The 23969-nt window shown below is 34.3% G+C and carries 20 protein-coding genes, 7 tRNA genes, 1 other RNA gene and 1 pseudogene; 24 read left to right on the top strand and 5 right to left on the bottom strand.

Going from position 1 to position 23969, the window contains the following annotated elements:
• Positions 1 to 211 precede the first annotated feature (211 nt).
• The 12 genes from KTB61_RS08485 (at position 212) to rsmI (ending at position 6367) form a co-directional block, all read left to right on the top strand.
• Positions 212 to 285 (top strand) — tRNA-Asp (locus KTB61_RS08485).
• Positions 286 to 297: 12 nt separating this feature from the next.
• Positions 298 to 370: transfer RNA gene (locus KTB61_RS08480), tRNA-Val, on the top strand.
• A 22-nt stretch (positions 371 to 392) separates the two neighbouring features.
• Positions 393 to 465, top strand: a tRNA-Thr gene (locus tag KTB61_RS08475).
• A gap of 50 nt (positions 466 to 515) precedes the next feature.
• Positions 516 to 597, top strand: a tRNA-Tyr gene (locus KTB61_RS08470).
• Between the two features lie 12 nt (positions 598 to 609).
• Positions 610 to 683 (top strand) — tRNA-Met (locus tag KTB61_RS08465).
• Between the two features lie 61 nt (positions 684 to 744).
• A tRNA-Phe gene (locus tag KTB61_RS08460) sits at positions 745 to 817 on the top strand.
• An 84-nt stretch (positions 818 to 901) separates the two neighbouring features.
• The gene (locus tag KTB61_RS08455) at positions 902 to 2320 is read left to right on the top strand and encodes an aminotransferase class I/II-fold pyridoxal phosphate-dependent enzyme (RefSeq protein ID WP_230973680.1); all 1419 of its coding nucleotides are present in this window, start codon (positions 902 to 904) and stop codon (positions 2318 to 2320) included.
• A 2-nt stretch (positions 2321 to 2322) separates the two neighbouring features.
• Positions 2323 to 2940 (top strand): dTMP kinase, encoded by a 618-nt coding sequence (gene tmk, locus KTB61_RS08450; RefSeq protein WP_075759709.1) that lies wholly within the window; start codon positions 2323 to 2325, stop codon positions 2938 to 2940.
• Between the two features lie 14 nt (positions 2941 to 2954).
• Entirely contained in the window at positions 2955 to 3947 is a 993-nt protein-coding gene (gene holB, locus KTB61_RS08445; protein WP_075759708.1) for a DNA polymerase III subunit delta', read from the top strand.
• Positions 3941 to 4804 (top strand): PSP1 domain-containing protein, encoded by an 864-nt coding sequence (locus tag KTB61_RS08440; protein ID WP_075759707.1) that lies wholly within the window; start codon positions 3941 to 3943, stop codon positions 4802 to 4804. The genes holB and KTB61_RS08440 overlap by 7 nt, the downstream gene beginning before the upstream one ends.
• A complete protein-coding gene (locus tag KTB61_RS08435; RefSeq protein WP_075759706.1) occupies positions 4785 to 5522 on the top strand; it encodes a tRNA1(Val) (adenine(37)-N6)-methyltransferase in 738 nt (245 codons plus the stop codon). The genes KTB61_RS08440 and KTB61_RS08435 overlap by 20 nt, the downstream gene beginning before the upstream one ends.
• Positions 5522 to 6367, top strand: a complete 846-nt coding sequence (rsmI, locus tag KTB61_RS08430) for a 16S rRNA (cytidine(1402)-2'-O)-methyltransferase (RefSeq protein WP_216697270.1) — start codon at positions 5522 to 5524, stop codon at positions 6365 to 6367. Before KTB61_RS08435 ends, rsmI begins: the two co-directional genes overlap by 1 nt.
• 55 nt (positions 6368 to 6422) lie before the next feature.
• Here the strand turns inward: rsmI and KTB61_RS08425 are convergent, their stop codons facing one another.
• Together KTB61_RS08425 and metG are read right to left on the bottom strand one after the other, a co-directional pair.
• Positions 6423 to 6686 carry an AbrB/MazE/SpoVT family DNA-binding domain-containing protein gene (locus KTB61_RS08425; RefSeq protein WP_075759704.1) on the bottom strand — a complete coding sequence of 88 codons (264 nt, stop codon included), beginning with the start codon at positions 6684 to 6686 and terminating at the stop codon, positions 6423 to 6425.
• A 112-nt stretch (positions 6687 to 6798) separates the two neighbouring features.
• Positions 6799 to 8751, bottom strand: a pseudogene (gene metG / locus KTB61_RS08420) (methionine--tRNA ligase); the annotation flags it as partial.
• Positions 8752 to 8953: 202 nt separating this feature from the next.
• On the opposite strand from metG, the gene KTB61_RS08415 reads away from it, so the two are divergent.
• The 3 genes from KTB61_RS08415 to KTB61_RS08405 are packed head-to-tail and all read left to right on the top strand — an operon-like array spanning position 8954 to position 12821.
• Positions 8954 to 10666 carry a DUF885 domain-containing protein gene (locus tag KTB61_RS08415; protein WP_216697268.1) on the top strand — a complete coding sequence of 571 codons (1713 nt, stop codon included), beginning with the start codon at positions 8954 to 8956 and terminating at the stop codon, positions 10664 to 10666.
• 16 nt (positions 10667 to 10682) lie between these two features.
• Positions 10683 to 12350 (top strand): phosphoenolpyruvate carboxykinase (ATP), encoded by a 1668-nt coding sequence (locus tag KTB61_RS08410; protein WP_216697267.1) that lies wholly within the window; start codon positions 10683 to 10685, stop codon positions 12348 to 12350.
• 36 nt (positions 12351 to 12386) lie between these two features.
• Positions 12387 to 12821, top strand: coding sequence for a MarR family winged helix-turn-helix transcriptional regulator (locus KTB61_RS08405; protein WP_075759701.1), 435 nt, complete (start codon positions 12387 to 12389; stop codon positions 12819 to 12821).
• Between the two features lie 36 nt (positions 12822 to 12857).
• On the opposite strand, the gene KTB61_RS08400 is transcribed toward KTB61_RS08405, so the two are convergent.
• Both KTB61_RS08400 and KTB61_RS08395 read right to left on the bottom strand, forming a co-directional pair.
• Positions 12858 to 13388 carry a spore maturation protein gene (locus KTB61_RS08400; RefSeq protein WP_075759700.1) on the bottom strand — a complete coding sequence of 177 codons (531 nt, stop codon included), beginning with the start codon at positions 13386 to 13388 and terminating at the stop codon, positions 12858 to 12860.
• The gene (locus KTB61_RS08395) at positions 13385 to 13957 is read right to left on the bottom strand and encodes a hypothetical protein (RefSeq protein ID WP_075759699.1); all 573 of its coding nucleotides are present in this window, start codon (positions 13955 to 13957) and stop codon (positions 13385 to 13387) included. The genes KTB61_RS08400 and KTB61_RS08395 overlap by 4 nt, the downstream gene beginning before the upstream one ends.
• Positions 13958 to 14125: 168 nt before the next feature.
• Between KTB61_RS08395 and KTB61_RS08390 the strand changes: the two genes are divergently transcribed.
• The 3 genes from KTB61_RS08390 to rsmA all read left to right on the top strand — a co-directional run bounded on the left by KTB61_RS08390 (position 14126) and on the right by rsmA (position 15986).
• Positions 14126 to 14196: transfer RNA gene (locus KTB61_RS08390), tRNA-Gly, on the top strand.
• A gap of 155 nt (positions 14197 to 14351) precedes the next feature.
• Positions 14352 to 15125, top strand: a complete 774-nt coding sequence (locus tag KTB61_RS08385; protein WP_075759698.1) for a TatD family hydrolase — start codon at positions 14352 to 14354, stop codon at positions 15123 to 15125.
• Positions 15126 to 15986: a 16S rRNA (adenine(1518)-N(6)/adenine(1519)-N(6))-dimethyltransferase RsmA gene (gene rsmA / locus KTB61_RS08380; protein ID WP_075759697.1), complete on the top strand. Its 861-nt coding sequence runs from the start codon at positions 15126 to 15128 to the stop codon at positions 15984 to 15986.
• On the opposite strand, the gene KTB61_RS08375 is transcribed toward rsmA, so the two are convergent.
• A complete protein-coding gene (locus tag KTB61_RS08375) occupies positions 15975 to 16748 on the bottom strand; it encodes a DUF6128 domain-containing protein (RefSeq protein ID WP_330656351.1) in 774 nt (257 codons plus the stop codon). The genes rsmA and KTB61_RS08375 overlap by 12 nt on opposite strands.
• A 492-nt stretch (positions 16749 to 17240) precedes the next feature.
• On the opposite strand from KTB61_RS08375, the gene tadA reads away from it, so the two are divergent.
• The 6 genes from tadA to KTB61_RS08345 all read left to right on the top strand — a co-directional run bounded on the left by tadA (position 17241) and on the right by KTB61_RS08345 (position 23969).
• Entirely contained in the window at positions 17241 to 17708 is a 468-nt protein-coding gene (gene tadA / locus KTB61_RS08370) for a tRNA adenosine(34) deaminase TadA (RefSeq protein WP_075759695.1), read from the top strand.
• 2 nt (positions 17709 to 17710) lie between these two features.
• The gene (locus KTB61_RS08365; RefSeq protein WP_230973679.1) at positions 17711 to 19708 is read left to right on the top strand and encodes a C1 family peptidase; all 1998 of its coding nucleotides are present in this window, start codon (positions 17711 to 17713) and stop codon (positions 19706 to 19708) included.
• A gap of 83 nt (positions 19709 to 19791) precedes the next feature.
• Positions 19792 to 20054, top strand: an RNA gene (ffs, locus tag KTB61_RS08360) — signal recognition particle sRNA large type.
• A 135-nt stretch (positions 20055 to 20189) separates the two neighbouring features.
• A complete protein-coding gene (locus KTB61_RS08355; protein ID WP_075759693.1) occupies positions 20190 to 20837 on the top strand; it encodes a GTP pyrophosphokinase in 648 nt (215 codons plus the stop codon).
• Between the two features lie 132 nt (positions 20838 to 20969).
• Complete coding sequence (locus KTB61_RS08350; RefSeq protein ID WP_075759692.1) at positions 20970 to 21359, top strand: hypothetical protein; 390 nt, start codon at positions 20970 to 20972, stop codon at positions 21357 to 21359.
• Positions 21360 to 21473: 114 nt separating this feature from the next.
• Positions 21474 to 23969 carry a hypothetical protein gene (locus KTB61_RS08345; protein ID WP_216697264.1) on the top strand — a complete coding sequence of 832 codons (2496 nt, stop codon included), beginning with the start codon at positions 21474 to 21476 and terminating at the stop codon, positions 23967 to 23969.

The following is a 23969-nucleotide window of genomic DNA, read 5'->3' as shown; positions in this document are numbered from 1 at the left end:
GGTTGATAGGGCAGAGGTGGAAGTGTAGCAATACATGGAGCTGACTGTTACTAATCGGTCGAGGCTTTAACCAGAGAAGGCAGAGTGAGGGATGACTTGTAAGAGATCTTGTATGATGTTTTGAAGGTACATTGAAATTTTATACCAGAGACTAAGAGATATGAAGCAAAATGGTTGACATCTTTAGTTTTTGATTATATAATTCTATTATGGCCCGGTGGCTCAGCCGGTTAGAGCGCCGCCCTGTCACGGCGGAGGTCGTGGGTTCGATTCCCATCCGGGTCGTTTTTATGCTGTGGGATCATAGCTCAGCTGGGAGAGCACCTGCCTTACAAGCAGGGGGTCACAGGTTCGAGCCCTGTTGGTCCCATTTTTATTGAATAATTTTATATGCCGTTGTGGCTCAATTGGCAGAGCAGCTGATTTGTAATCAGCAGGTTACCGGTTCAAGTCCGGTCAACGGCTTCACACCTGATTATCAGATTTCTGATAATTGAGGTGTTTTAAATATATATGGTGGGATTCCCGAGTGGCCAAAGGGGGCAGACTGTAAATCTGTTGGCAACGCCTTCGAAGGTTCGAATCCTTCTCCCACCATTTAACTAATATCGCGGGATGGAGCAGTCTGGTAGCTCGTCGGGCTCATAACCCGAAGGTCGTTGGTTCAAATCCGGCTCCCGCAATTTCCGCGTTGTGTTGGAGTACACACGGATATATAATAAAATCGTGTTTCATATATAATTTGCCCAGATAGCTCAGTCGGTAGAGCAGAGGACTGAAAATCCTCGTGTCGCTGGTTCGATTCCGGCTCTGGGCATCTTTTTTTATTTTATGGAAAGACATTTGCAGATAAAGTGTATTATCGTTTCATCGATAGTACACTTTTTTTCTTTTGACAGATATGATAAAATATGAAAAAAATAAAGGAATTATAATAGAAATGTCAATTTATGAAGAATTAAAAAGATTGAATATAGAAGGAAAATATCCTTTTCATATGCCAGGTCACAAAAGAAATTTTAAGGATATATTCCAGGGCGATAATATATTTCAATTAGATATTACTGAAATAACCGGATATGATGATTTGCATCAGCCTGAAGGTATGATTAGAAAATCCATGGATTATATAAAGCAGGTTTATGGGACGAAAGAAAGTTATTATCTTATAAATAGCAGTACTGCTGGAAATCTCGCAGCAATATCAGCATTATGTAATATAGGAGATAAAATTCTTGTTTCAAGAAATTGTCATAAATCAGTGTACAATGGTGTCGAGCTTTTGGGCCTCAATCCGGTATATGTATATCCCAAAATAGATTCAAAAGGAATATGTGAGGGAATTACGGTAAATCAGATTCAAAAGATTATTGAAGAAGAAAAAGATATAAAAATGGTAATGATTGTATCCCCAACATATGAGGGAAGAACATCAGAAATATCTTTAATTTCAGATTATTTACATGAAAAGAAAATACCTTTGGTAGTAGATGAAGCTCATGGAGCACACTTCATTTATAATGAAGCTTTTCCAGACAGTGCAGTATCACTAGGTGCGGATATTGTTATACAAAGTCTTCATAAAACATTACCTTCTCTAACTCAAACAGGATTACTTCATTTATGTAGTAATTGTGTTTCAAAAGAAAAAATGCAGAAAGAATTGTCTATATTTCAAAGTAGCAGTCCATCATATATCTTAATGTCCTCTATTGACCATTGTGTCCACAAGTGCTGTGAAGATAAAAAAAGTTTTCAACAATATGTTCAAAATATAAACATTTTAAGAAGAAAACTGGAATCATTAAAGCATTTATCAATAGTAAAAACAGATGACATAGGTAAAATAGTAATTTCAACAATAAATACCAATATAACAGGTCAGCAATTATTTCAAAAGCTAAGAGAAGAATATAATCTGGAACTGGAAATGGCAGAATTATATTATGTTATAGCAATGACAAGTGTTTGCGATTCTAAAGAAGGATTGGAGAGACTGTATGATGCATTAATTGAAATTGACTCAGATCTACAGATAAAAGATAATAGAATAATACGGTTTTCAAATATTCCTAATAGAAAAGTAATGATTCCAAAAGAAGCAGGAGCAAAGGAAAGAAAAGCGGTAAATTTTCAGGAAGCTGAGGGAAAGATAAGTGCTGATTTTATTTATCTATATCCACCGGGGATTCCTCTGGTCGTTCCAGGAGAAAAAATTTCTGCAGGTGTAATAGAAAAGATAAAAGAATATAAAACTAATCATATGAAGATTGTTGGATGCAATAAAAATCAAATAAATATTATTTATGAGAGGATATAAATATGGGATTATTTATAACAATGGAAGGACCAGATGGTTCAGGAAAATCTACGCAAATTGAATTATTAAGAGACTATTTATCTCATAAAGGTTATGATATAATAGTATGCAGAGAACCAGGAGGGACGCCTATAAGCGAAGCTGTAAGACAGGTAATTCTCAATAAAGATTTTACTGAAATGGGGAACATGACAGAATTACTATTATATGCATCTGCAAGAGCTCAGCTTGTCGAGGAGGTTATCCGTCCGGCAATAAATGCAGGAAAAGTTGTAATTTGTGATCGGTTTGTGGAATCTTCCGTAGTGTATCAAGGAATTGCAAGAGGAATGGGTATAGATCTGGTATATGATGTTAACAGGTTTGCCATTGGCGATACAATGCCAGATATAACATTTTTTATTGATGTTGATGCCCAGACAGGCATTGCAAGAAAGAAGAAGCAGGCAGAATTAGATCGTATGGAAAGAGAAGCCTTAGATTTCCATATTAAAGTAGTTGAGGGATATAGAACACTTGCTGCCATGAATTCAGACAGGATTCATAGAATAGATGGCAATTTATCTATCGAAGAAATACATAGACAAATTATAACAGAGGCAGATAAAATAATTTCATGATGAAGGTGACGTATATGAAGAGTTTTGAATCAGTAATAGGACATAAAAAAATAATTTCTCATTTTGAAGAAGCAATAAAGATGGGAAAAGTTTCCCATGCTTATTTATTAAGTGGTGAGGACGGAAGCGGCAAGATGACTCTTGCTAAGGCATTTGCCAAAGCTCTTTTGTGTGAAAAACAGGAAGGTTGTGGAGAGTGTATTTCATGTAAGCAGATAGATTCTGATAATCATCCTGATTTGATTTATATTACTCATGAAAAGTATGAAATCAGAGTTGATGAGATTCGAAAAGGAATCAATGAAACAATTGATATTAAGCCATACAGCAGCAATTACAAAATATATATTATTGATGATGCAGACAGAATGAATCAAGGTGCGCAGAATGCTCTGTTAAAGACACTGGAAGAGCCTCCTGCATATGCCATAATATTATTGCTGACCAATAATAAAGATCGTTTATTGGATACAATTTTATCCAGATGTGTAACATTGACACTGGGCTCTGTAAGGGAAGAAGAAATTGTAAAATATCTAGAGGAAAAGACAGAGGCAAAGGATCAGGATATTCGTTTTGCAGCATCTTTTGCACTGGGAAATATTGGAAAAGCATTACATGTGGTAAATACTGAAGAATTTAAAGAAATGTTTCAGGAATCCATGAATATTCTGGTTCATATTCAAAGCATGGAAGTTAATGAAGTTATTTCATATTTAAAAACTCTGACTACATATAAGAATGAAATATTTGATTTTCTGGATATATTAATGGTATGGTATAGGGACATGCTTATGCTGAAAACAACAGGTTCTTTAAATCATTTAATTTATAAAGATAAGTATCGGCAGATAAAAGAACAGGAAATATATATTTCTTTCGAAGGAATCAGTCATATATTAGATGAGATACAAAAAGCTAGAAGAAGACTGGTTGCAAATGTTAATTTTGAAGTAGCAATGGAAATGCTGCTTTTGACGATAAAGGAGAATGGTAAAGTATGGTAGAAGTAATAGGAGTACGTTTTCGTACTGCCGGTAAAATATATTTCTTTGATCCCAGAGATTTTCAGGTTAAAATGGGAGAACATGTAATAGTAGAAACATCCAGAGGAATTGAATATGGAAAGGTTGTTTCAGAACGCAGAATGGTAAAAGAAAAATGCGTTAGAGAAGAATTGAAACCGGTTTTAAGAATTGCTACTCCGGAAGACGATCAGAAAGCAATAGAAAATCGAGAAAAAGAAAAGGAAGCATATAAGATTTGTCAGGAAAAAATCAAAGAGCATAATCTTGAAATGAAATTGGTTTCAACAGAATATACTTTTGATAATAATAAAGTATTATTTTATTTTACAGCAGATGGAAGAGTAGACTTTAGGGAACTTGTAAAAGATCTTGCTTCGGTATTTAGGACACGAATTGAACTTCGTCAGATAGGAGTTAGAGATGAAGCAAAAATGCTTGGAGGAATAGGTATTTGCGGAAGAAAACTTTGTTGCAATACATTTCTTTCTGAGTTTGCACCGGTTTCAATTAAAATGGCAAAAGAGCAGAATCTTTCTCTGAATCCTACCAAGATTTCAGGTGTATGCGGAAGATTGATGTGCTGCTTGAAAAATGAGCAGGAAACCTATGAATATCTTAATAGTAAACTTCCTAAAATTGGGGAGATAGTCAAAGCGAAAGATGGAATTACAGGAGAAGTACAACGAGTTGATGTTCTTCGTCAGAAGGTTAAATTAATCGTTGAAGATGAAAATGGAGATAAAGATATTCAAGAATATAAAATAGATGATTTATTAATGAAGAGAAAGAAACAGGGATGCCCGGGTTGTAAAGGAAATGGTAAAAGAAAGAATTGATGATCTTGGAATAAGAGGATATAAAATTATTCAAAAGGAAGATGGATTTTGTTTTGGAATGGATGCTGTTCTGTTGTCAGATTTTGCATCTGTAAAAAGAGGAGGAAAAGTCCTGGATTTGGGAACAGGTACAGGAATTCTTCCCATTTTAATGGAAGCCAAGACAGAGGGGTCTTATTTTGCCGGACTGGAAATACAACCTGATATGGTTGAAATGGCAAAACGAAGTGTAAAACTAAATCAGCTTGAGGAGAAAATTGAAATCGTGGAAGGGGATATAAAAGAAGCTTCTACGATTTTTTCTCATGACAGTTTTGATGTGATAACATCAAATCCACCATATATGATTGGAAATCATGGATTAAAGAATCCAAAGGAAGCAAAGGCCATAGCAAGACATGAAGTATTATGTACTTTTGCGGATATTTCTCAGGCTGCCAGAAAATTATTGAAAAACAGGGGCACATTGTTTCTTGTTCATAGAAGTTTCCGGTTAGCTGAAATATTAAATCAGTTGTCAATGGATGGACTTGAACCAAAAAGAATCCGATTTGTTCATCCCTATAAAGAAAAAGAATCTAATATCTTTTTGTTGGAGGCAGTAAAAGGTGGTAAACCAAGGATGATTGTTGAACCGCCATTGATCGTATATGAGCAGCAAAACAAATATACAAAAGAAATATATAAAATCTATGGGATGGATTCGGAGGAGAAATAATGGCAGGAATTTTATATTTATGTGCGACACCTATAGGAAATCTTGAAGATATTACATTTCGTGTGGTCAGAACATTAAAAGAAGTTGACTTAATAGCAGCTGAGGATACCAGACATAGTATAAAACTGTTAAATCATTTTGAAATAAGGACTAAAATGACAAGTTATCATGAGTATAACAGAGTTGAGAAAGCAAAAGTTCTTGTGGAAAAATTAAAAGAAGGAAAAAATATTGCATTAATTACAGATGCAGGAACTCCGGGGATATCAGATCCGGGAGAAGAATTGGTAAAACAATGCCACGAAGCAGGAATTCGGGTAACAGCACTTCCAGGAGCCTGTGCACTTGTCAATGCACTGATCATTTCAGGACAGCCAACAAGAAGGTTTTGTTTTGAAGCATTTCTTCCTACAGATAAAAAAGAAAGAAAAGATATATTAGAACAATTGAAGAATGAGACCAGGACAATTATTATTTATGAAGCGCCTCATCGTTTAGTACGAACATTGGAAGAACTCTTAGAACTGCTTGGAAACAGGAAAATGACATTATGCAGAGAACTGACAAAAAAGCATGAATCTGTTTTTTTATCTGATATAGAAAGTATTCTAGAATATCATAAAGAAAATCCTCCCAAAGGAGAATGTGTTTTGATTATTCAGGGAAAATCTTTTCAGGAAATTAAAGAAGAAAACCAAAAATCATTTTTGGAAATGTCATTAAGTGATCATATGAATATCTATATGGATCAGGGTTATTCAAAAAAAGAAGCAATGAAAATGGTTGCCAAAGATAGGGGTGTTGGAAAAAGGGATATATACCAACAACTTCTGGAAGAAGAATAAAAAAAGTTCCTCTTGATTGAGGAACTTTTTATTTTTATATAATAATTATAATGTACTATTCTGAAATTTTAAGTCCAGCAATTCGAGCAAGTTCTTTGATGGAATTCTTAGAAACTTTTTTTCCTTTATACTCTACTAAATCATCCATTTCACCAGTGAAAATATCTGTAGGATTATATTTTTTCAAAATAATTTTATCGTCATCTACAAATATTTCAAGAGGATCACGTTCATTTACATCAAAACTACGACGTAATTCAATAGGTAACGTAATTCTACCAAGCTCATCAAGCTTTCTGACAATGCCTGTACTTTTCATGTGTACCTCCTTGTTTATTTAATCAACCATTATACAGATTAACCATAGCATACCAAATAATGGTTGTCAAATAATTTAGTTATTTTACCCATAATGAAAGTAAAAAATTATATTAGCATATCTCAGCACCAGCCGGCATGTCTTTTTCAGGGGTTACAAGTGCAAGTTCACCTTTCTCGTTTTCAGCACATAAAAGCATACCTTCAGAAAGTACACCTGCCAGTTTTGCAGGTTTTAGATTCACAAGTACCATAACTTTTTTTCCGACCATTTCTTCTGGAGTATAATGAGCCTTGATACCTGATACAATCTGCTTAACCTGGCTTCCGATTTTAACCTGTGAACACAACAGTTTTTTTGATTTTTTAACAGGTTCACAGGCAATAATTTCACCAACCTGGAACTGCATTTTCATAAAATCATCAAAAGTAATCTCATCTTTAGGTTCAATGTCAATCACTGGTTCCCCAGCGGCAGCCTGAGCCTGAGCATCCATTAATTCTTTTGCTTTTTCAAGGACTTCGGCTTCATCTAGTCTTGCAAAAAGAATTTCAGGTTTTTCTGTTACTTTTGTTCCACTTATATAGTTTCCAAAAGTATCCATCTTGTCAAATGGTACAGTTGTTGTATTTAACTGATCCATAATTTTCTGAGAAGTTTCTGGCATATATGGTTCAAGCAAGCTTGCTCCGATTACAATTCCTTCTACAAGGTTGTACAGGACTGTAGCAAGACGGTCTTTTTGAGCTTCATCTTTCGCAAGGATCCAAGGCATGGTTTCATCAATATAGCGATTACATCTGCGGAACAGATTGAAAATTTCTGTTATAGAATCTGCAACACGAAGATTAGCCATTTTATCAGCAACTTTTTGTTTTGTTCCTGTTACTACAGCTTTCAGATCATCATCAAAATCTCCCTGAACATTTTTATTTTCAACAATTCCTCCAAAATATTTATTGGACATGGAAATGGTACGGTTTACAAGGTTACCTAAAATATTAGCAAGATCGGAATTCATTCGTTCAACCATTAGTTCCCAGGTAATAACACCATCACGTTCAAATGGCATTTCATGAAGAACAAAGTAGCGGACTGCATCTACACCAAAGAAGTCTACAAGATCATCAGCATATAAAACATTACCTTTAGACTTACTCATCTTACCGTCTCCCTGAAGAAGCCAAGGGTGTCCAAATACCTGTTTTGGAAGTGGAAGATCTAAAGCCATTAAAATAATAGGCCAGTAAATAGTATGGAAGCGGATGATATCCTTACCGATCAGGTGAAGATCAGCAGGCCAGAACTTATTAAACTGGTCTGTGCTGTTACCATCACAGTCATATCCGATACCAGTGATATAGTTTGTTAATGCATCTAACCATACATAAACAATATGACCTTCATCAAAATCCACAGGAATTCCCCATTTGAAAGATGTTCTGGATACACATAAATCCTGCAGACCTGGAAGAAGGAAGTTGTTCATCATTTCATTCTTACGGGATTCTGGCTGAATAAATTCAGGATGAGTATTGATATGTTCAATTAAACGGTCTGCATATTTACTTAATTTAAGAAAATATGCTTCTTCTTTTGCAGGCTGAACTTCACGTCCACAGTCAGGACATTTTCCATCAACTAACTGGCTTTCTGTAAAGAAAGACTCACAAGGGGTACAATAAAGTCCTTCATAATGACCTTTATAGATGTCTCCCTGTTCATATAATTTTTTGAAAATCTTCTGAACCTGCTTTTCATGATCTTCATCAGTTGTTCGAATAAACTTGTCATAGGATGTATTCATTAAGTCCCAGATGCGTTTAATTTCACCAGCAACGTCATCAACAAATTCTTTTGGAGTTACGCCTTTTTCTTCTGCTTTTAATTCAACTTTCTGACCATGTTCATCAGTTCCAGTCTGGAAAAATACATCATATCCTTCCATTCTTTTATATCTTGCAATACTATCTGCCAGAATAATTTCATAAGTGTTTCCAATATGAGGTTTTCCAGAAGTATAAGTAATTGCTGTTGTAATATAATATGGTTTTTTACTCATAGTTTTCCTCCGATTTTGTTTCTATTATTTGTTAATTATAGTACATCTTTGAAAGATAGTCTATTTTTTTTCTTTAAAAAATAGTATAATAGTAGTCTGGATATTTGATTTATTCAAAGGAAAGGAACAATATATGAAAAGCCAAATACCGAGAAGGTTATTTGCTATTTGTTTTATCCTTCTAATCGTACTTTCAGGATGCTTGATGAATAATAATATTTCTCAGAAGCCAGCATCAGAAAAAACAAAAACTGCTTCCCAGCAGGAAGAATTTGAAAATTATCTGATGAAAGTTTTCAGGGAAACAGTTACAGAAGATGGAATTAATCTTCATTATACTTTGAAAGAACCAGAAAAATACCAAATCAAAAACCAGAAAAGTACTCTTGGTATGATCAAAAAAGAGCAGATCATTAACGAAGAGAAAAATATGCAAAAAGAACTTAATATTATAAAAAAGTTTGAATACAAAAAACTTTCAAAGCAACAGCAGCATACATATGATGTTTTATCAGAATATTTTATAAATCAAAAAAATCTGTCAAAGTATTCTTATTATCAGGAAATATTAAGTCCTGTTTCAGGTGTACAGGTTCAGATTCCGGTAACTTTTGGTGAATACCGTTTGGAATCTGAAGAGGACATAGAATCGTATTTAAGGCTAATATCCCAGATTAGAGAATATTTCCGATCTGTTCTTTCTTATGAAAAAGAAAGAATTAAAAAGGGGCTTTTTATGTCAGATGAATCAGTGGATTTGATTGTCGGACAGATAGAAGAATTTACAAAAAGAAAAGAGAATAATATTTTAATTGAATCATTTCAAAGCAGACTGGATAATATTGAAGAATTAACAGAAAACCAGAAGAAAAAATATAAAAAAAGTAATAGAAATATTGTCATAAAGCAGATAATTCCAGCATATGAGATGCTTGCTGAGCAATTAAAGATATGGAAAAATAATGGGAAAAACAAAGGTGGTATGGCCTTTTTTCAATCAGGAAAGAATTATTATAGATTACTGGTAAAGAAAAAAACCGGATCATCAAAGTCAATTCCAGAAATGATATCATTGACAGAAAAAAATATAGAAGAATGTATTTTACAAACATCAGATCTTTGTAGAAAGTTTCCCGAAATCTATGAAGAATATAATAATTTAAATATTAAGCCATATACAGGATCCAATCCTGAAAATATCATAAATCAGCTGAAAAAAAAGACAAAGAAATATTATCCCAAAGCACCAAAGGTTAACTGTAAGATTAAGTATGTTCATTCATCTATGGAGGAAAGTGCAAGTCCGGCATTTTATATGATACCTGCGATAGATTCATATAAAGAAAATGTCATTTACATTAACCGGTCACAGGTAAAGGAGTATGTGCAGTTGTATTCCACACTTGCCCATGAAGGATACCCGGGACATATGTATCAGAATATTTATTATGCTTCAAAAAAAGATGATCCTGTCAGATATATTCTGGATTATCCAGGTTATACAGAAGGATGGGCCACTTATGTTGAAGGATGGAGTTATGGTACAATAGAGGCAGGGAAAAATAGTATTCCTCTTTCCAGGCTCAATGTAGCAGGAATGGAATTTAATCTTGCCTTATGTTCACGTATAGATATTGGGATTCATTATGAAGGATGGAGCCGACAGGAGACATTAAAATATCTTCAGACGTATGGAATCAGTAAAAACGCAGGAAATCATATATTTGCAATGATTGTATGCGAACCAGCAAATTATCTTTCTTACTATATTGGTTATAAAGAGTTTATGGAACTCAGGAGCTACTATAAAAAAAGAGCAGGTAAAAAATATAACTTAAAAACTTTTCACAAAATTATTTTAGATGCCGGACCATGCAGTTTTAACATTTTGAAGAAGCGCATCGACGAAAACCTATGAATGGAGGAGCAACTTTATGTCAACAAAAGCGTACTACACACATGATGAAATTGGAAAAGGGAAACCAGGTTTTTCAAAAACAAGATCAATTATTGAAGCTGCCTTTTATGGTAATAATGTAATTGAGGTAAAAGATTTAAAACAGGCTTATGAATTAGCCAAGAATTCTCCTGGAACAATCGTAACAGATATGCCTGTTTATAAACCAGAAGAAATCGGTTTGGAAGAAGGAACAAAAGTTTTATTATTTAATGATGGATCTGTTACAGGACGTTGTGCAGCAGCAAGAAGAATTTCCAGTGAGCCTGGTGTTGATACCAATGATCTGGATTTAAAAGTAATGGATGCAGTATATGATACAAGATGGTCAACAATGTATCATGCACAGGTATTCATCGGGCTGGATCCTGAATTTATGGTAAAAGCTCATCTGTTGATTCCGGAAGGTGAAGAAAATATTTTATATTCATGGATGCTGAATTTCCAGTATCAGTCTGAGGAATATATTAAAATGTATAAAGAATCAAAGCCTATTGGCAATGAAACAGATATTTATATTTTCTCTGATCCTCAGTGGAGCCATGAAGAGCATCCATTAGGACTGACATACTTTAATACAGATACAAACTGTGCTGCTTTGCTTGGAATGAAATATTTTGGAGAGCATAAAAAAGGTACTTTGACAATCGCATGGGCAATTGCAAATCGTAATGGATATGCATCCTGTCATGGAGGACAGAAAGAATTCCGTTTAAAAGACCGTCATTATGTTGCTTCTTTCTTTGGATTATCAGGATCAGGAAAATCCACATTAACACATGCAAAACATAATAATAAGTATCCGGAAGTAGTGGTACTTCATGATGATGCATTTATTATTAATACAGAAACAGGTTCTTCTATTGCTCTGGAACCAACATATTTTGATAAAACTGCAGATTATCCAACAGGTTGTCCAGATAATAAGTATCTTCTGACAGCTCAGAACTGTTCTGCAACAATGGATGAAGAAGGAAAAATCGTACTTGTAACAGAAGATATAAGAAATGGAAATGGCCGTGCGATTAAATCCAAATTATGGTCACCAAACCGTGTAGATAAAATCAAATCACCGGTAAATGCTATTTTCTGGATTATGAAAGATCCAACAATTCCACCTGTTGTTAAGGTAAATGGAGCATCCCTGGCATCTGTTATGGGAGCAACACTTGCAACAAAACGAAGCAGTGCAGAACGTCTGGCACCAGGAGTTGATCCGGATCGTCTGGTTGTAGAACCATATGCAAATCCATTCCGTACATATCCTCTGGTAAATGATTATAAAAAATTCCGTGATCTGGTAAAAGAAAGAAATGTAGATTGTTATATCTTAAATACCGGAGATTTTATGGGAAAGGATATCGAGCCAAATGTAACTCTTTCAGGAATTGAACAGATTGTTGAAGGAACAGCGGAATTTAAACCTTGGGGTCCTTTCAGTAACATGGAAATATTAGAAGTAGAAGGATATATTCCGGATTTTGAAGATGAGGATTATGTAAATAAACTGAAAGCAAGAATGACAGATCGTCTGAACTATGTATTTGAAAAAGATACAGAAGATGGAGGATACAATGCTCTTCCTACACAGGCTAAAGAGGCATTGGCAAAAGTTATCAGTGAAGCTCATAATCATGTAAAATAAAAAATATTAAAAAATAAGAGGCAAAGGAGGTGTCTTATGGATAAGGATCTTTTAAATGATATGGTAGTTGACTTATTTCATGGTATTTCATATGAAGAAGAAAAAGCTGTAATTACAGAAGAATTTAAAGATATTTCCAATAAAGATCTGCATATTATTGATGTAATTGGAATAAAGCAGCCAAAAAACATGTCTTCCATAGCAAAAGATTTAAATATTACTGTAGGAACACTGACTATTGCTATTAATAATCTTTTGAAAAAGGGTTATGTTAAAAGAAAGCGTGGAGAAAAGGATCGGAGAGTTGTATATATTTCCCTTTCAGAAAAAGGAAGAAGGGCCTATAAACATCATCAGGATTTTCATCGGGAAATGATAAGAGGCCTGCTGGAACCTTTAAATGAAGAGGAAGAAAAGATGCTGATACGGGTCATGCAGTATTTTCATGATTATTACAAGAAAAAAAAATAAGCAAAGAAGGTTTTTGAATTTTTCAAAAACCTTCTTTTATTTAGAAGAAATAAAAAGGGAGCATAAAAAAATAGAAACAGCAATTCCGGTGAATGTTGTAAAAAGAGCTCCTTTTAGTGTATAACGGATTTTACTGATTTTTATGGAGCTGTAATAAACAGATAAAACATAAAAACAGGTTTCTGTGGAGCTTAGAATAACGGAAGCCATAAAACCAGGTAAGGAATCGGGACCGCTGGTTTTAAATATATCCAGAAGAAAACCTGTGGCAGCAGAGGCTGAAAACAGTTTGGCAAATATAACAGGAAAAACTTCTTTTGGTATATTCAAAAGATTTCCCAGAGGACTTAGAAGACTGGTGAGGAGGTCTAAAGCACCTGAAGAGCGAAAAATCTGAATAGAAAAAAATAAAGCAATTAATGTTGGTGCTACATCAAGTACAATCTTAAAACCATCTTGAACTCCTTTTAAAAAAGAATCATACATGTTTTTTTTAGTAAATAATCCATATAAGATAATAGAAAAAATCAAAAAGGGAATCATTAAGTTTGCAATTGCTGAAATCATTGTTTTCTATCCTTCCATTTAATATAGATGATTGCAGATAAAGTTGAACAGCAGGTGGCAATAATACCGGGTACGATAACATCAGACGGATGAACAGCTCCATATTGACTTCGGTAAGCAATGATATTAATTGGGATCAGCTGCAGAGAAGAAATATTTAGAATAAGAAAAGAACACATTTCATTGGTAGCTGTATCTTTTATTGGATTATCCTTTTGAAGTTCTTCCATTGCTTTTAAGCCAGAAGGAGTTGAGGCCCATCCCAGGCCTAAAATATTGGCAGCAATATTAGTGCTAATATATTCTTTTGCTTTAGCATTTTTTAGATTTGGAAAAAGAAAGTTCAGAAAGGGTGTCAAAATCTGTTGTAGTTTATCTGTAAGGCCTAGGGATACAGCAACATTCATAATACCTGACCAGAGACCAACAATACCAAACATTAAAATGCATAATTCAATAGCCTCCTTTGAAGAAGATAGAATACTGTCAGACATTGTTAAGATTTTTCCATTAAAGCTTCCTACCATAAAACCAAGGATAATCAAAAAACTCCAAATATAATTGATCATAGAAGAATCCCACTTCTTTTTGTATAGTTTATTCTTAGATAAGAGAATTATGACTTTATTAGCAGAAATGAGATAAAAAAGAAAATTAAAAAAATTTAAAAAAACTATTGACATTTATTAAAAGTAATAGTAGAATATCAATTGTTGTCGGGTAAGACAAATAAATATGCGGGTGTAGTTCAATGGTAGAACTCCAGCCTTCCAAGCTGATTACGTGGGTTCGATTCCCATCACCCGCTTTGGATATGAAAGGGTATATTCTTAGAGAATATATCCTTTTTTCTTTTTATGAAAAAACTCTTTGTTCTAATATAATTCCTACTTCGCATGAAACGCTATTTTTGATATAATATGCCAAAGAGCAGAGTAAAAATAAGGAAGGAAAGAGCGAATTATGATTTTTGAGACACATGCTCATTATGACGATAAAAAATTCGATAAAGATAGAGAAAGTTTAATAGCTTCTATGAAAGAAAATGGAGTAGGAACTATTGTAAATGTTGGATCTGATATGGAAACTTCAGAATGGACGGCGAAGGCAGTAAAAAAATATCCTATGATGTATGGGGCTGTAGGTGTTCATCCAAGTGAAACAAAAGGAATGACAGATGATGATATACAAAAACTTAAAGAGTACAGCAGTCAGGAAAAGATCGTAGCTATTGGTGAAATCGGATTGGATTATTATTGGGATGAACCGGAAAGAGATATTCAGAAACAATGGTTTGAAGCACAGATGGATCTTGCCGGACAGGTAAATCTCCCGATGATCATTCACAGCAGAGATGCAGCAAAGGATACATTTGATATGATGAAAGCTGCTCATGCAGAAAATATAGGTGGAGTAATTCATTGTTATTCCTATTCCAGAGAAATGGCAAAGAATTTTTTAAATATGGGATTTTATATTGGAGTTGGCGGTGTAGTTACATTCAAGAATGCAAAGAATCTAAAAGAGACTGTTGTTTATGCACCTTTGGATCGTATTGTTTTAGAGACTGATTGCCCGTATCTGGCACCGGAGCCAAACAGAGGAAAGAGAAATTCTTCGTTGAACTTAATTTATGTGGCAGAAACCATTGCACAGTTAAAAGGTATTTCTGCACAAAAGGTAATTGATATTACCGAAGAGAATGCAAGAAGATTATATAAAATGAAAGAGGTTTAAATGGAAAAGTTAAGCAATCCGCAAAAAACAATAGAAGTCATTCAGAAATATAATTTTGATTTTCAGAAGAAATTTGGACAGAATTTTTTAATTGATAGTCGTGTATTAGATAAGATTATTGAAGCAGCCAATATTACAAAAGAAGATTTTGTATTGGAAATCGGACCTGGAATTGGAACAATGACACAGTATCTTGCAGAAAGTGCCAGAGAAGTTATGGCAGTAGAAATTGATAAGAACCTTATACCAATTCTTTCCGATACGTTATCTGCCTATGATAATATCAGTATTTTGAATGAAGATATTTTAAAGGTGGATATTGGGAAAATTGCAGAAGAAAAAAATCATGGAAAGCCTATTAAGGTTGTAGCGAATCTCCCATACTATATTACTACTCCGATTATTATGGGACTATTTGAGAGTCATGTGCCAATTGACAGTATTACTGTTATGGTACAGAAGGAAGTAGCAGACCGTATGCAGGCAGGACCTGGAACGAAAGATTATGGAGCTTTGTCATTGGCTGTTCAGTATTATGCAGAACCATATATTGTAGCAAATGTACCGCCAAATTGTTTTATGCCAAGACCAAAAGTCGGATCAGCAGTAATTCGTTTAACAAAATATAAAGAACCTCCGATGGACGTAACAAATGAAAAACTGTTATTTCAATTAATTCGGGCTTCTTTTAATCAGAGAAGAAAAACTCTTCAGAACGGAATTAAAAATTTCAGCGAGTTAAACTTCTCCAAAGAGCAGGTGATAGAAGCTCTGGAGAAAATGGGAGTTTCACCGACTATTCGTGGAGAAGCATTAACTCTGCAGCAATTTGCACAATTAAGTAATTTATTAGACGGGTAAAATAAAATAACCGAAATTACCGGTTTTATGTTTTTTTGGTGGAACAGTAATAAAATTCTGAAATCCAAATAACTTTGAAATAAAAGATTTCTCATTATCGAAAATACCAGGAACGCCTAAGTAGCGCCGTTTATGTTCGGAATTCCAAGCCAGACATAAGTGGCCGAAATTACCATAATTAAGCAGTAGAAAACCATTGGTTTTAATATCTTTTGGCAGATCAGGAATTTTTGGCAGATCCTCTATCTGGATTTTGATGCTAGGAGAAAGGCAATAAATATCAGGAAGAGGCAGGGTGGGATACTCCTTCCAGTCAAAGTCAGGATTTTCATAAGAAGTTTCCTGTTCTTTGGCTTCTTTTTCAAGTTGAAGTGCCTCGATATATTCCACCAGTTTTGAAGTGGCATTATTAGGCACAGTTTGTTTTATTTCAGGATTTTTGGTTTCTGGAATGATGGTTTCATTTTTTTGTGTATCAGGATTTTTTATTTCAGGTTCTTCTGTGGCAGAATTTGTTTCTGGAGGATTCGTTTCCACAGGAGTTGTTTCTGCAGGTACTGCTTTTTCAGTTTTTATTTCTTCAGGTTCTGGGGTGGAAACAGATTCTTCAGGCGATGATTGTTTCAGTGGAAGAAAATTTCGAATGATAATAGGACGATCTTTCCATTCAGAACCAAAAAAGTGTTCATTGGAATGATAAATAAGAAATCCATCTATTTTATCAAGATCTACCACTAAAGGATATGTGTTTTTAAATTCCACAATGGTATCGTTACGTTTTATGGTATCCAAAAGGATTCCTTCCATCGTTCCCTGATGGAAACGGTAAAAATAGATGTTATATTCCAGTGCTTTGTCATTTGTTTTTACATGGAAATATAATTTTAGCTGTTTCTGTCGCTTCTCAATTTTTGCAAAGCCGACATTTGAGCCTTTGATTCCATGATGATATTCATACAAATAAGATACGATACGTTGATAATCAGACAATGAAGTACTCTCTTTTTTTGATTCATTTTATGAGTGTAATAATTGGAATATGACATGAGTATAGAATATATTATATCAGATGAGGGATGACTCCCGCCTCTGTAGGCAGTGAGCAACAATTATGTATCAGTGGCGGGTTTCAATCCCCCATCTGATATACGCTCCGCGAGGATGCGCAGGAATTCGGATTGGAAGTATGTCTGCTATGCAGACCCGAATTCCGCGCCAAGACTCGCGAGCGAGTCTTGAATAGAGGAGGACAGGATGACTCAGCAGGAAAAATATATGAAAGAAGCAATCAAGCAGGCGAAAAAGGCAGCAGCAATCGGAGATGTTCCTATCGGGTGTGTGATCGTAGCAGATGATAAGATTATTGCAAGGGCCTATAATCAGAGAAATAAAAAGAAAACAACTTTGGCACATGCAGAACTTCTGGCAATTCAGAAAGCAAGTAAAAAAACAGGAGACTGGAGACTGGAGCAGTGTACTATGTATATAACATTGGAACCTTGTCAGATGTGTGCAGGGGCAATCGTACAGGCAAGAATTCCTAAAGTAGTTATTGGTGCAATGAATCCAAAAGCAGGATGTGCGGGATCGGTTTTAAATATTCTTCAGGTGGATGCTTTTAATCACCAGGTTGAAATTGAAAAAGGAATATTGGAAGAGGAATGCAGCAACATGATGACAGATTTTTTCAGGAATTTAAGGAAGAAAAAAAGGAGTGAATGAAAATGTATAAAAAAGTTTCTGTTATGTTGATAAATTTTATTCTTATATTATCTTTTCATGCAATCAATGTATTTGCAGATGAAAATGGGGCAGGGTACTTTCCTATAGATGTAGAAATAGAGTCTCCCCAATTGTCAAAACAACAGCAAAAGGATATGAAAAATAGCAGAGCTTCAGCTTCATATTATAATTCAATGGACAAGGGAATTGTGACACCCATTAGAAATCAGGGAGATACAGGTTTATGTTGGGCATTTTCATTAAGTGCATTAGGGGAAACTTCTATGCTCCAAAATCATAAAACTCAAAAAAATAATACTTCCCTGGATTTGTCCGAAAAGCATTTGGCATTTTTTATATATAATAGAACAAATGATACGTTAAATAATACAAAGGGAGATATGACAAAATTAAAATCTGGTGATTGGAATTGGAAACAGGTTGGTGGAAACGGAATATTAGGCTTATTATCATTATCCGGATGGCAGGGATTAGCCAGTGAGAGTATTTTTCCATTTGATAATGAATCATGGTTTTTACCTTCTTCTTTGATACAGAAAGATGAGGCAATTTTAAAAGACAGTAACTTTTTGGGGAATACGCCAAGTGTAATGCTGGTTAAATCCCAAATAGAAAAATATGGAGCTGTAGGAGTATCATATTACGCACCTTACGCACCTGAATCTTTAACTGATCAGGATATATTTTATAACGATAAAACAGGAGCATATTATTGTAATGATATTTATGATGAGAGTAACAAAAAGGCAAGGACAGCTAACCATGCGGTTACGATTGTTGGATGGGATGATAATTACGATATTTCCAATTTCAATGAAAAGGCAAGACCAAATAACAAAGGAGCCTGGATCGTAAAAAATAGCTGGGGACAGCAAGAAGGAGACAATGGTTATCTTTATATTTCATACGAAGATAAATCATTAGAAGAATATATTTCAGCTGATTTTACCAATACATCAGAATATCATTATAATTATTTTTATGATGGATCGACTTGTCCTGGTTCATTAGATTTGGATTCAGGAGAAAAAGTTGCAAATATTTTTACGGCAAAAAAAGGAAGTGGAAGTCGCAAAGAAATCGTAAAAGCAGTTAATTTAACCACATTTTCTAATAACGTTGCATATCGGATCCAGATTTTTAGGAATCCTTCCGGCAATAAGCCAGATAGTGGGCAAGAAGTATCAAGAAAAGATGGTAAGATTTCCTATCAGGGAACTCATACCATAGATGTACCTAAGGTTGAAATGATAAGAGGAGATCGGTTTTCTGTTGTAATAACTTTAAAAACATATAGTCGAATTGGAGTTGATATAAACTATGATGATAGCAATAGTATAATAAAATTTGTAAATAAAACTGCCAGGGGACAGAGCTTCTGTAAGGTTAATGATCATTGGTTAGATCTGCATGAAGATTATGACACAAATAGCAGATTTTCCGTAAGGATCAAAGCATATACAGTAAGCGAACCTGCATCACAGGTGCATTTAAGATATTGCAGGACTTCTTCTGTTAAGAGAATTTATACAGGAAAAACACAGAAGCCAAATATCAAATTGTACTACAATGGGAAAGCTTTAAAGAAAAACAAAGACTATACAGTTTCTGTAAAGAAGCGTAAAAGTATGGGACGATCTTATGTCATTTTTAAAGGAAAAGGAAAATATAGAGGAACCAGAAAAGTTTACTATTATATTGTTCCTAAAAAAGAAAGCATTACATCCGCAAAAAGCAGAAGTAAAAAAACAATTACTGTAAGCTTCAAAAGAATCAGTGGTGTCAGCGGATACCAGATTTCCTACAAGAAAAAAGGAACATCAAAATATAAGAATTTGTATACAAAGTCAACAACAAAAACAATTAAAAAATTGTCAAGTAAGAAAAAATATTATATTAAGGTAAGAGCATATAAAACATCTGATGGAAAAAGATATTACGGATCTTACAGCAAAACAAAAACTGTAAAAGTAAAATAAATCCATCTATTGACCAAAAGGAATCTATCTAGTATAATGGAGTCTGCATCTGAAATGATGCACCAGATTATGTCATAAAGCTTCCGTGCAACCGGGGAGGTAGCGGCACCCTATTTCTGCAATCCGCTATAGCAGAGGTGATGGTTTGTTTCGGGCTTCTTTCTGTAGAGCTGCCCTTTATAAGTGGCGTTGATATCTGGGTCTTACGCAATAGGAATCTGTGAACCGTGTCAGGTCGGGAACGAAGCAGCACTAAGCAGAACCTCCTATGTGCCGTAAGGGTGCCTGGGTTGAGTTAACTGTAGAGGTAACGTCTGTGGAATTAGGCACAACGCAAACCGCACGGATTTTTTTATTTCATGGAAATTCTTAAAAATTTGTGTATAAAATTGAATACATCCTCACAGAGTGATAAAATAATAACATCAGGATGAAATACCTTGTGTATTATTTTTAAAAATAACGGTGAGGAGTGATCATAATGAGAGAATTGGAATTACCTGATGTAAAGGATGTATTGATAGAATATAAGCAGATGCAGCTTTTATATCGTTCGGCATTGAAAGAAATTGGTACAAAACTGGAAATTTTAAATGATGAATTTAAGTTTGTACATAAATATAATCCGATTGAACATATTGAGTCAAGACTAAAAAGTGAAGAAAGCATTATGCGAAAGCTTTTACGAAAGGGAGTCGATGTAACTGTAGAGAATATACAGAAATATATCGATGATATTGCTGGAATCAGGGTTATTTGTTCGTTTACACCAGATATTTATCGTATTGTTGATATGATTTCCAATCAGGATGATATTGAGGTGTTAAAGACAAAGGATTATATGGTTAATCCAAAACCAAATGGATATCGAAGCTATCATTTGATAGTTAAAGTACCGATTTTTTTGTCAGATAGAGTTGTACCAACAAAGGTAGAAATACAGATTCGCACAGTAGCTATGGATTTCTGGGCATCATTGGAGCATAAGATTTATTATAAATACGAAGGAAATGCCCCGGATTATATCCGCACAGAGTTAAAAGAATGTGCAGACATGATTGCATTTCTGGATAGCAAGATGCTGGCAATTAATGAAGAAGTAAGAAGTATTAAAAAAGAAGACTTATGATTTTGAAAAAGAATCTTCCATGAGGAGGATTCTTTTTTCTTTCATGAGGAAAGAATTTGTTATAGAAAATAAAATTCACCTTTTTATTATTAAGGCATAGGATATTATCAATAGAGGAAAAGGAGTCTCACAATGATTCCAATAGAAGGATTAGGAGATTTACCTAGATTTGATATGGATGAAATGCCAGGAAAAATGGAAATTCTTCAGGAGGAACAGGATGAAAAGGATTATCAGTATATTACAAAAATGTACTCTGCACTTTCCAGGGAAATCCTGGAATTTATTGAAGATGCCTGTGACCAGCTGGAGTATGAAGGCAGTATGATGTTTGATCAATATATGGATAGAGTTGGTGTAATGGCAATGGCGGATAAGATTTATGATAAAATAAAATATCATGAAAAAGAAGACGGTCCTAAAAGAGATCGCATGCTATATCAGATGATATTGGCTCTTCTTGGAGGAGAGATGTGTCATAGGCGTTGCAGATACAGAATGAAAAAAAGAATGTTTTCGTAGGGGATGTGCCGTTTGAATTCAGACGGCACATCTTAAAGATTCCTTAAAATGGTTGTATAAACAGCAGAAAACGGATAAAATGAACCATAGAAGGTGTACAAAAAGGAGAAACAAATGAGGCATACAAAAGCAATACAAATAATAATTTTTGGTTTCATATTTATCATATCATTGATTCTGTGGAATTATATGCTTGTTGGGCGTTATAATCATGGCGTTCGGGAGACAACGCAGGCAACTTTACCGCTGCTGGTTCTGATTTCAGATGAGCAGGAAATCAATCAGCTGCATGGATATCAGGGAGATGTAGATGCTTCCATGCTTCGTGACAGTACAACCCCTCTGGATAAAAATTCTCTGAAAGTTTCTATAAGCGGCAATAAAGAAGGAATTGAAGCAGTAACATACAAAATTTATGATTCTGACAATAAAACTATTTTGGATCGAGGAGATGCGGCATTTCAGAAAGAAGGAGACCAGAGTCTGGCAGATATTAATATATCAAAGAGACTGGAATCTGGAAGAACGTATCTGATGGAATTGTCTGTTACAAAAGATAATAAAGATGTTAAATACTATACCAGAGTTGTTTATGGAACAGGATTTCATTTAAAAGAGTGTATGGAATTTGCCATGAAGTTTCATGATTCAACTTTGAAGGAAGGTAATACAGAGTTTATCAGTCAATATCTGGAGACAGAAGAAGGTACAATATCCAATAATTTGTCATATGTAGATTTAAAATCAAGTCAGGAGGCTATTTGTTATGCAAATCTTTCACCACAGGTTGAAAGAATGTATCCGGCAACCATTAAAGAAATTTCTCAGAATGTTACCTCTATGGAATTTCGGTATATTTTATCTGCAGAAAATAGTGAAGGCGTAAAACAATACTATCAGGCAAATGAATACTTCAGGGTTCGTTATTCAAAAGATAGAATGTATCTTTTGAATTATGAAAGAAAATTAGAAAGTTATATGCGCTATGATACCATTGATCGTGTGAATAATCGTATTCTTATCGGAATTGGCGGAAGTGATAAACAGCTGATCAGTAAGGATAACGGAAAGAAAGCTGCTTTTGTGGTTCAGAATGAATTATGGTACTATGATTATCAGAATTCGGACATGTATAAGGTATTTTCATTTATGGGGGAAGATTACAGAGAAAGCAGAAATAATTATCCAAAACATGGAATCCAGATTATGCAGATGAAGTCCAATGGTGATATTTCTTTCCTGGTGTATGGATATATGAACCGAGGAAAGCATGAAGGTAAAAATGGAATATCAGTATATCGCTTCTATGCTGAAGAACAGAAGATTGAAGAACTGGCATTTATTCCAGTAAAAGTCCAGTATGACACAATGAAAAATGATCTGGAAAAAGGAGCATTTTTAAGTAAGAATAATCAGTTCTATTTTTATCTGGACAGTTCTATTTATCATGTGGATCTTGATAAAGAACAGAGCAGTATCCTTGCGCAAAATATAACAGATGATTTGGCAGTAGTATCAGAAAATGGAATGCTGGCACTGAATCAGTCTAAAAACAAAATTAAAGTGGTAAATCTATCATCTGGTAAAGAATGGATCATTTCAGGTGAAAAAGGACAGCTTTTAAAACCAATTGGATTTATTCAGAAGGATTTTGTTTATGGAACATGTGACGAAGATCAGATTGTCCGCCAAAAAGATGGAACTTATATGTATCCTCTTAATAACGTTTTTATTAGAAGTGATAATAAAAATGTAAATGAATATGGAAAAACTGGATTATATATTACGGATGCCAAAATAGACGGGACAACGGTTGTTCTTACCTATTCCAAAAAGAATGGAAACAGTTATAAAAAGACAGATAGCAGCTATATCAGATTCAAAAATAAGACAGAGGATAAAGTTGTCTTTGAATATGGATATACAGGCACAAGATTTAACCAATTGTATCTTTCATTCCCGGAAAATATATATATACAGACACGACCAAGTTATTTGTCTACGAATGTTGAAGAAAAAGGTGATGAACTGAAGATTGATTTTGCAAATAATGTATACAAGTATAAAGATGCATATGTTTATACGGGAGGAAAACTTTCAGGAACATACAGCAGTATGAAAGATGCAATTAAAGAAGCAAAACAGGGAGGTGGAGTTGTAGTAAATTATGGTCAGTTATATCTGTGGGAAAAAGGAATTGCGAAGAGTTATGGAAAGGTTGCAAATATTTCCATAACAAAGGCTAAAAACAAGAGTGAGACAGATGTGGCATGCATTAAGATGATGGCAGATTCTGAAGGCAAGGATTTGTCATATGACAAGATTAAGAAACTGAAAGGAAATACTTTTGATAAATTGTTTAATGCATTTGATAAACAGGGAGTCAATTATTCGGATTGTAACCTTGAGGATGTATTGTATTCTATCAGTAAAGGCAGATCTGTAATGGCAAGAAGAAAGAATGGCACATATGTATTACTCATCAGTTATAACCAGACAAAACTTCGATATTTCGATTCTTTAACAGGAGAATCTGTCCAGGCAGAAAGAAGTGCAATGGAAAAAGAGTTTAAGGCAGCTGGAAATATTTTTTACAGTTATGCTAAGTAA

This window comes from Anaerostipes faecalis (assembly GCF_018982945.1).
Lineage (GTDB): Bacteria > Bacillota > Clostridia > Lachnospirales > Lachnospiraceae > Anaerostipes > Anaerostipes faecalis.
The sequence above is the reverse complement of the archived record's forward strand: the minus strand, read 5'-3'. Positions and strand labels throughout refer to the sequence as shown.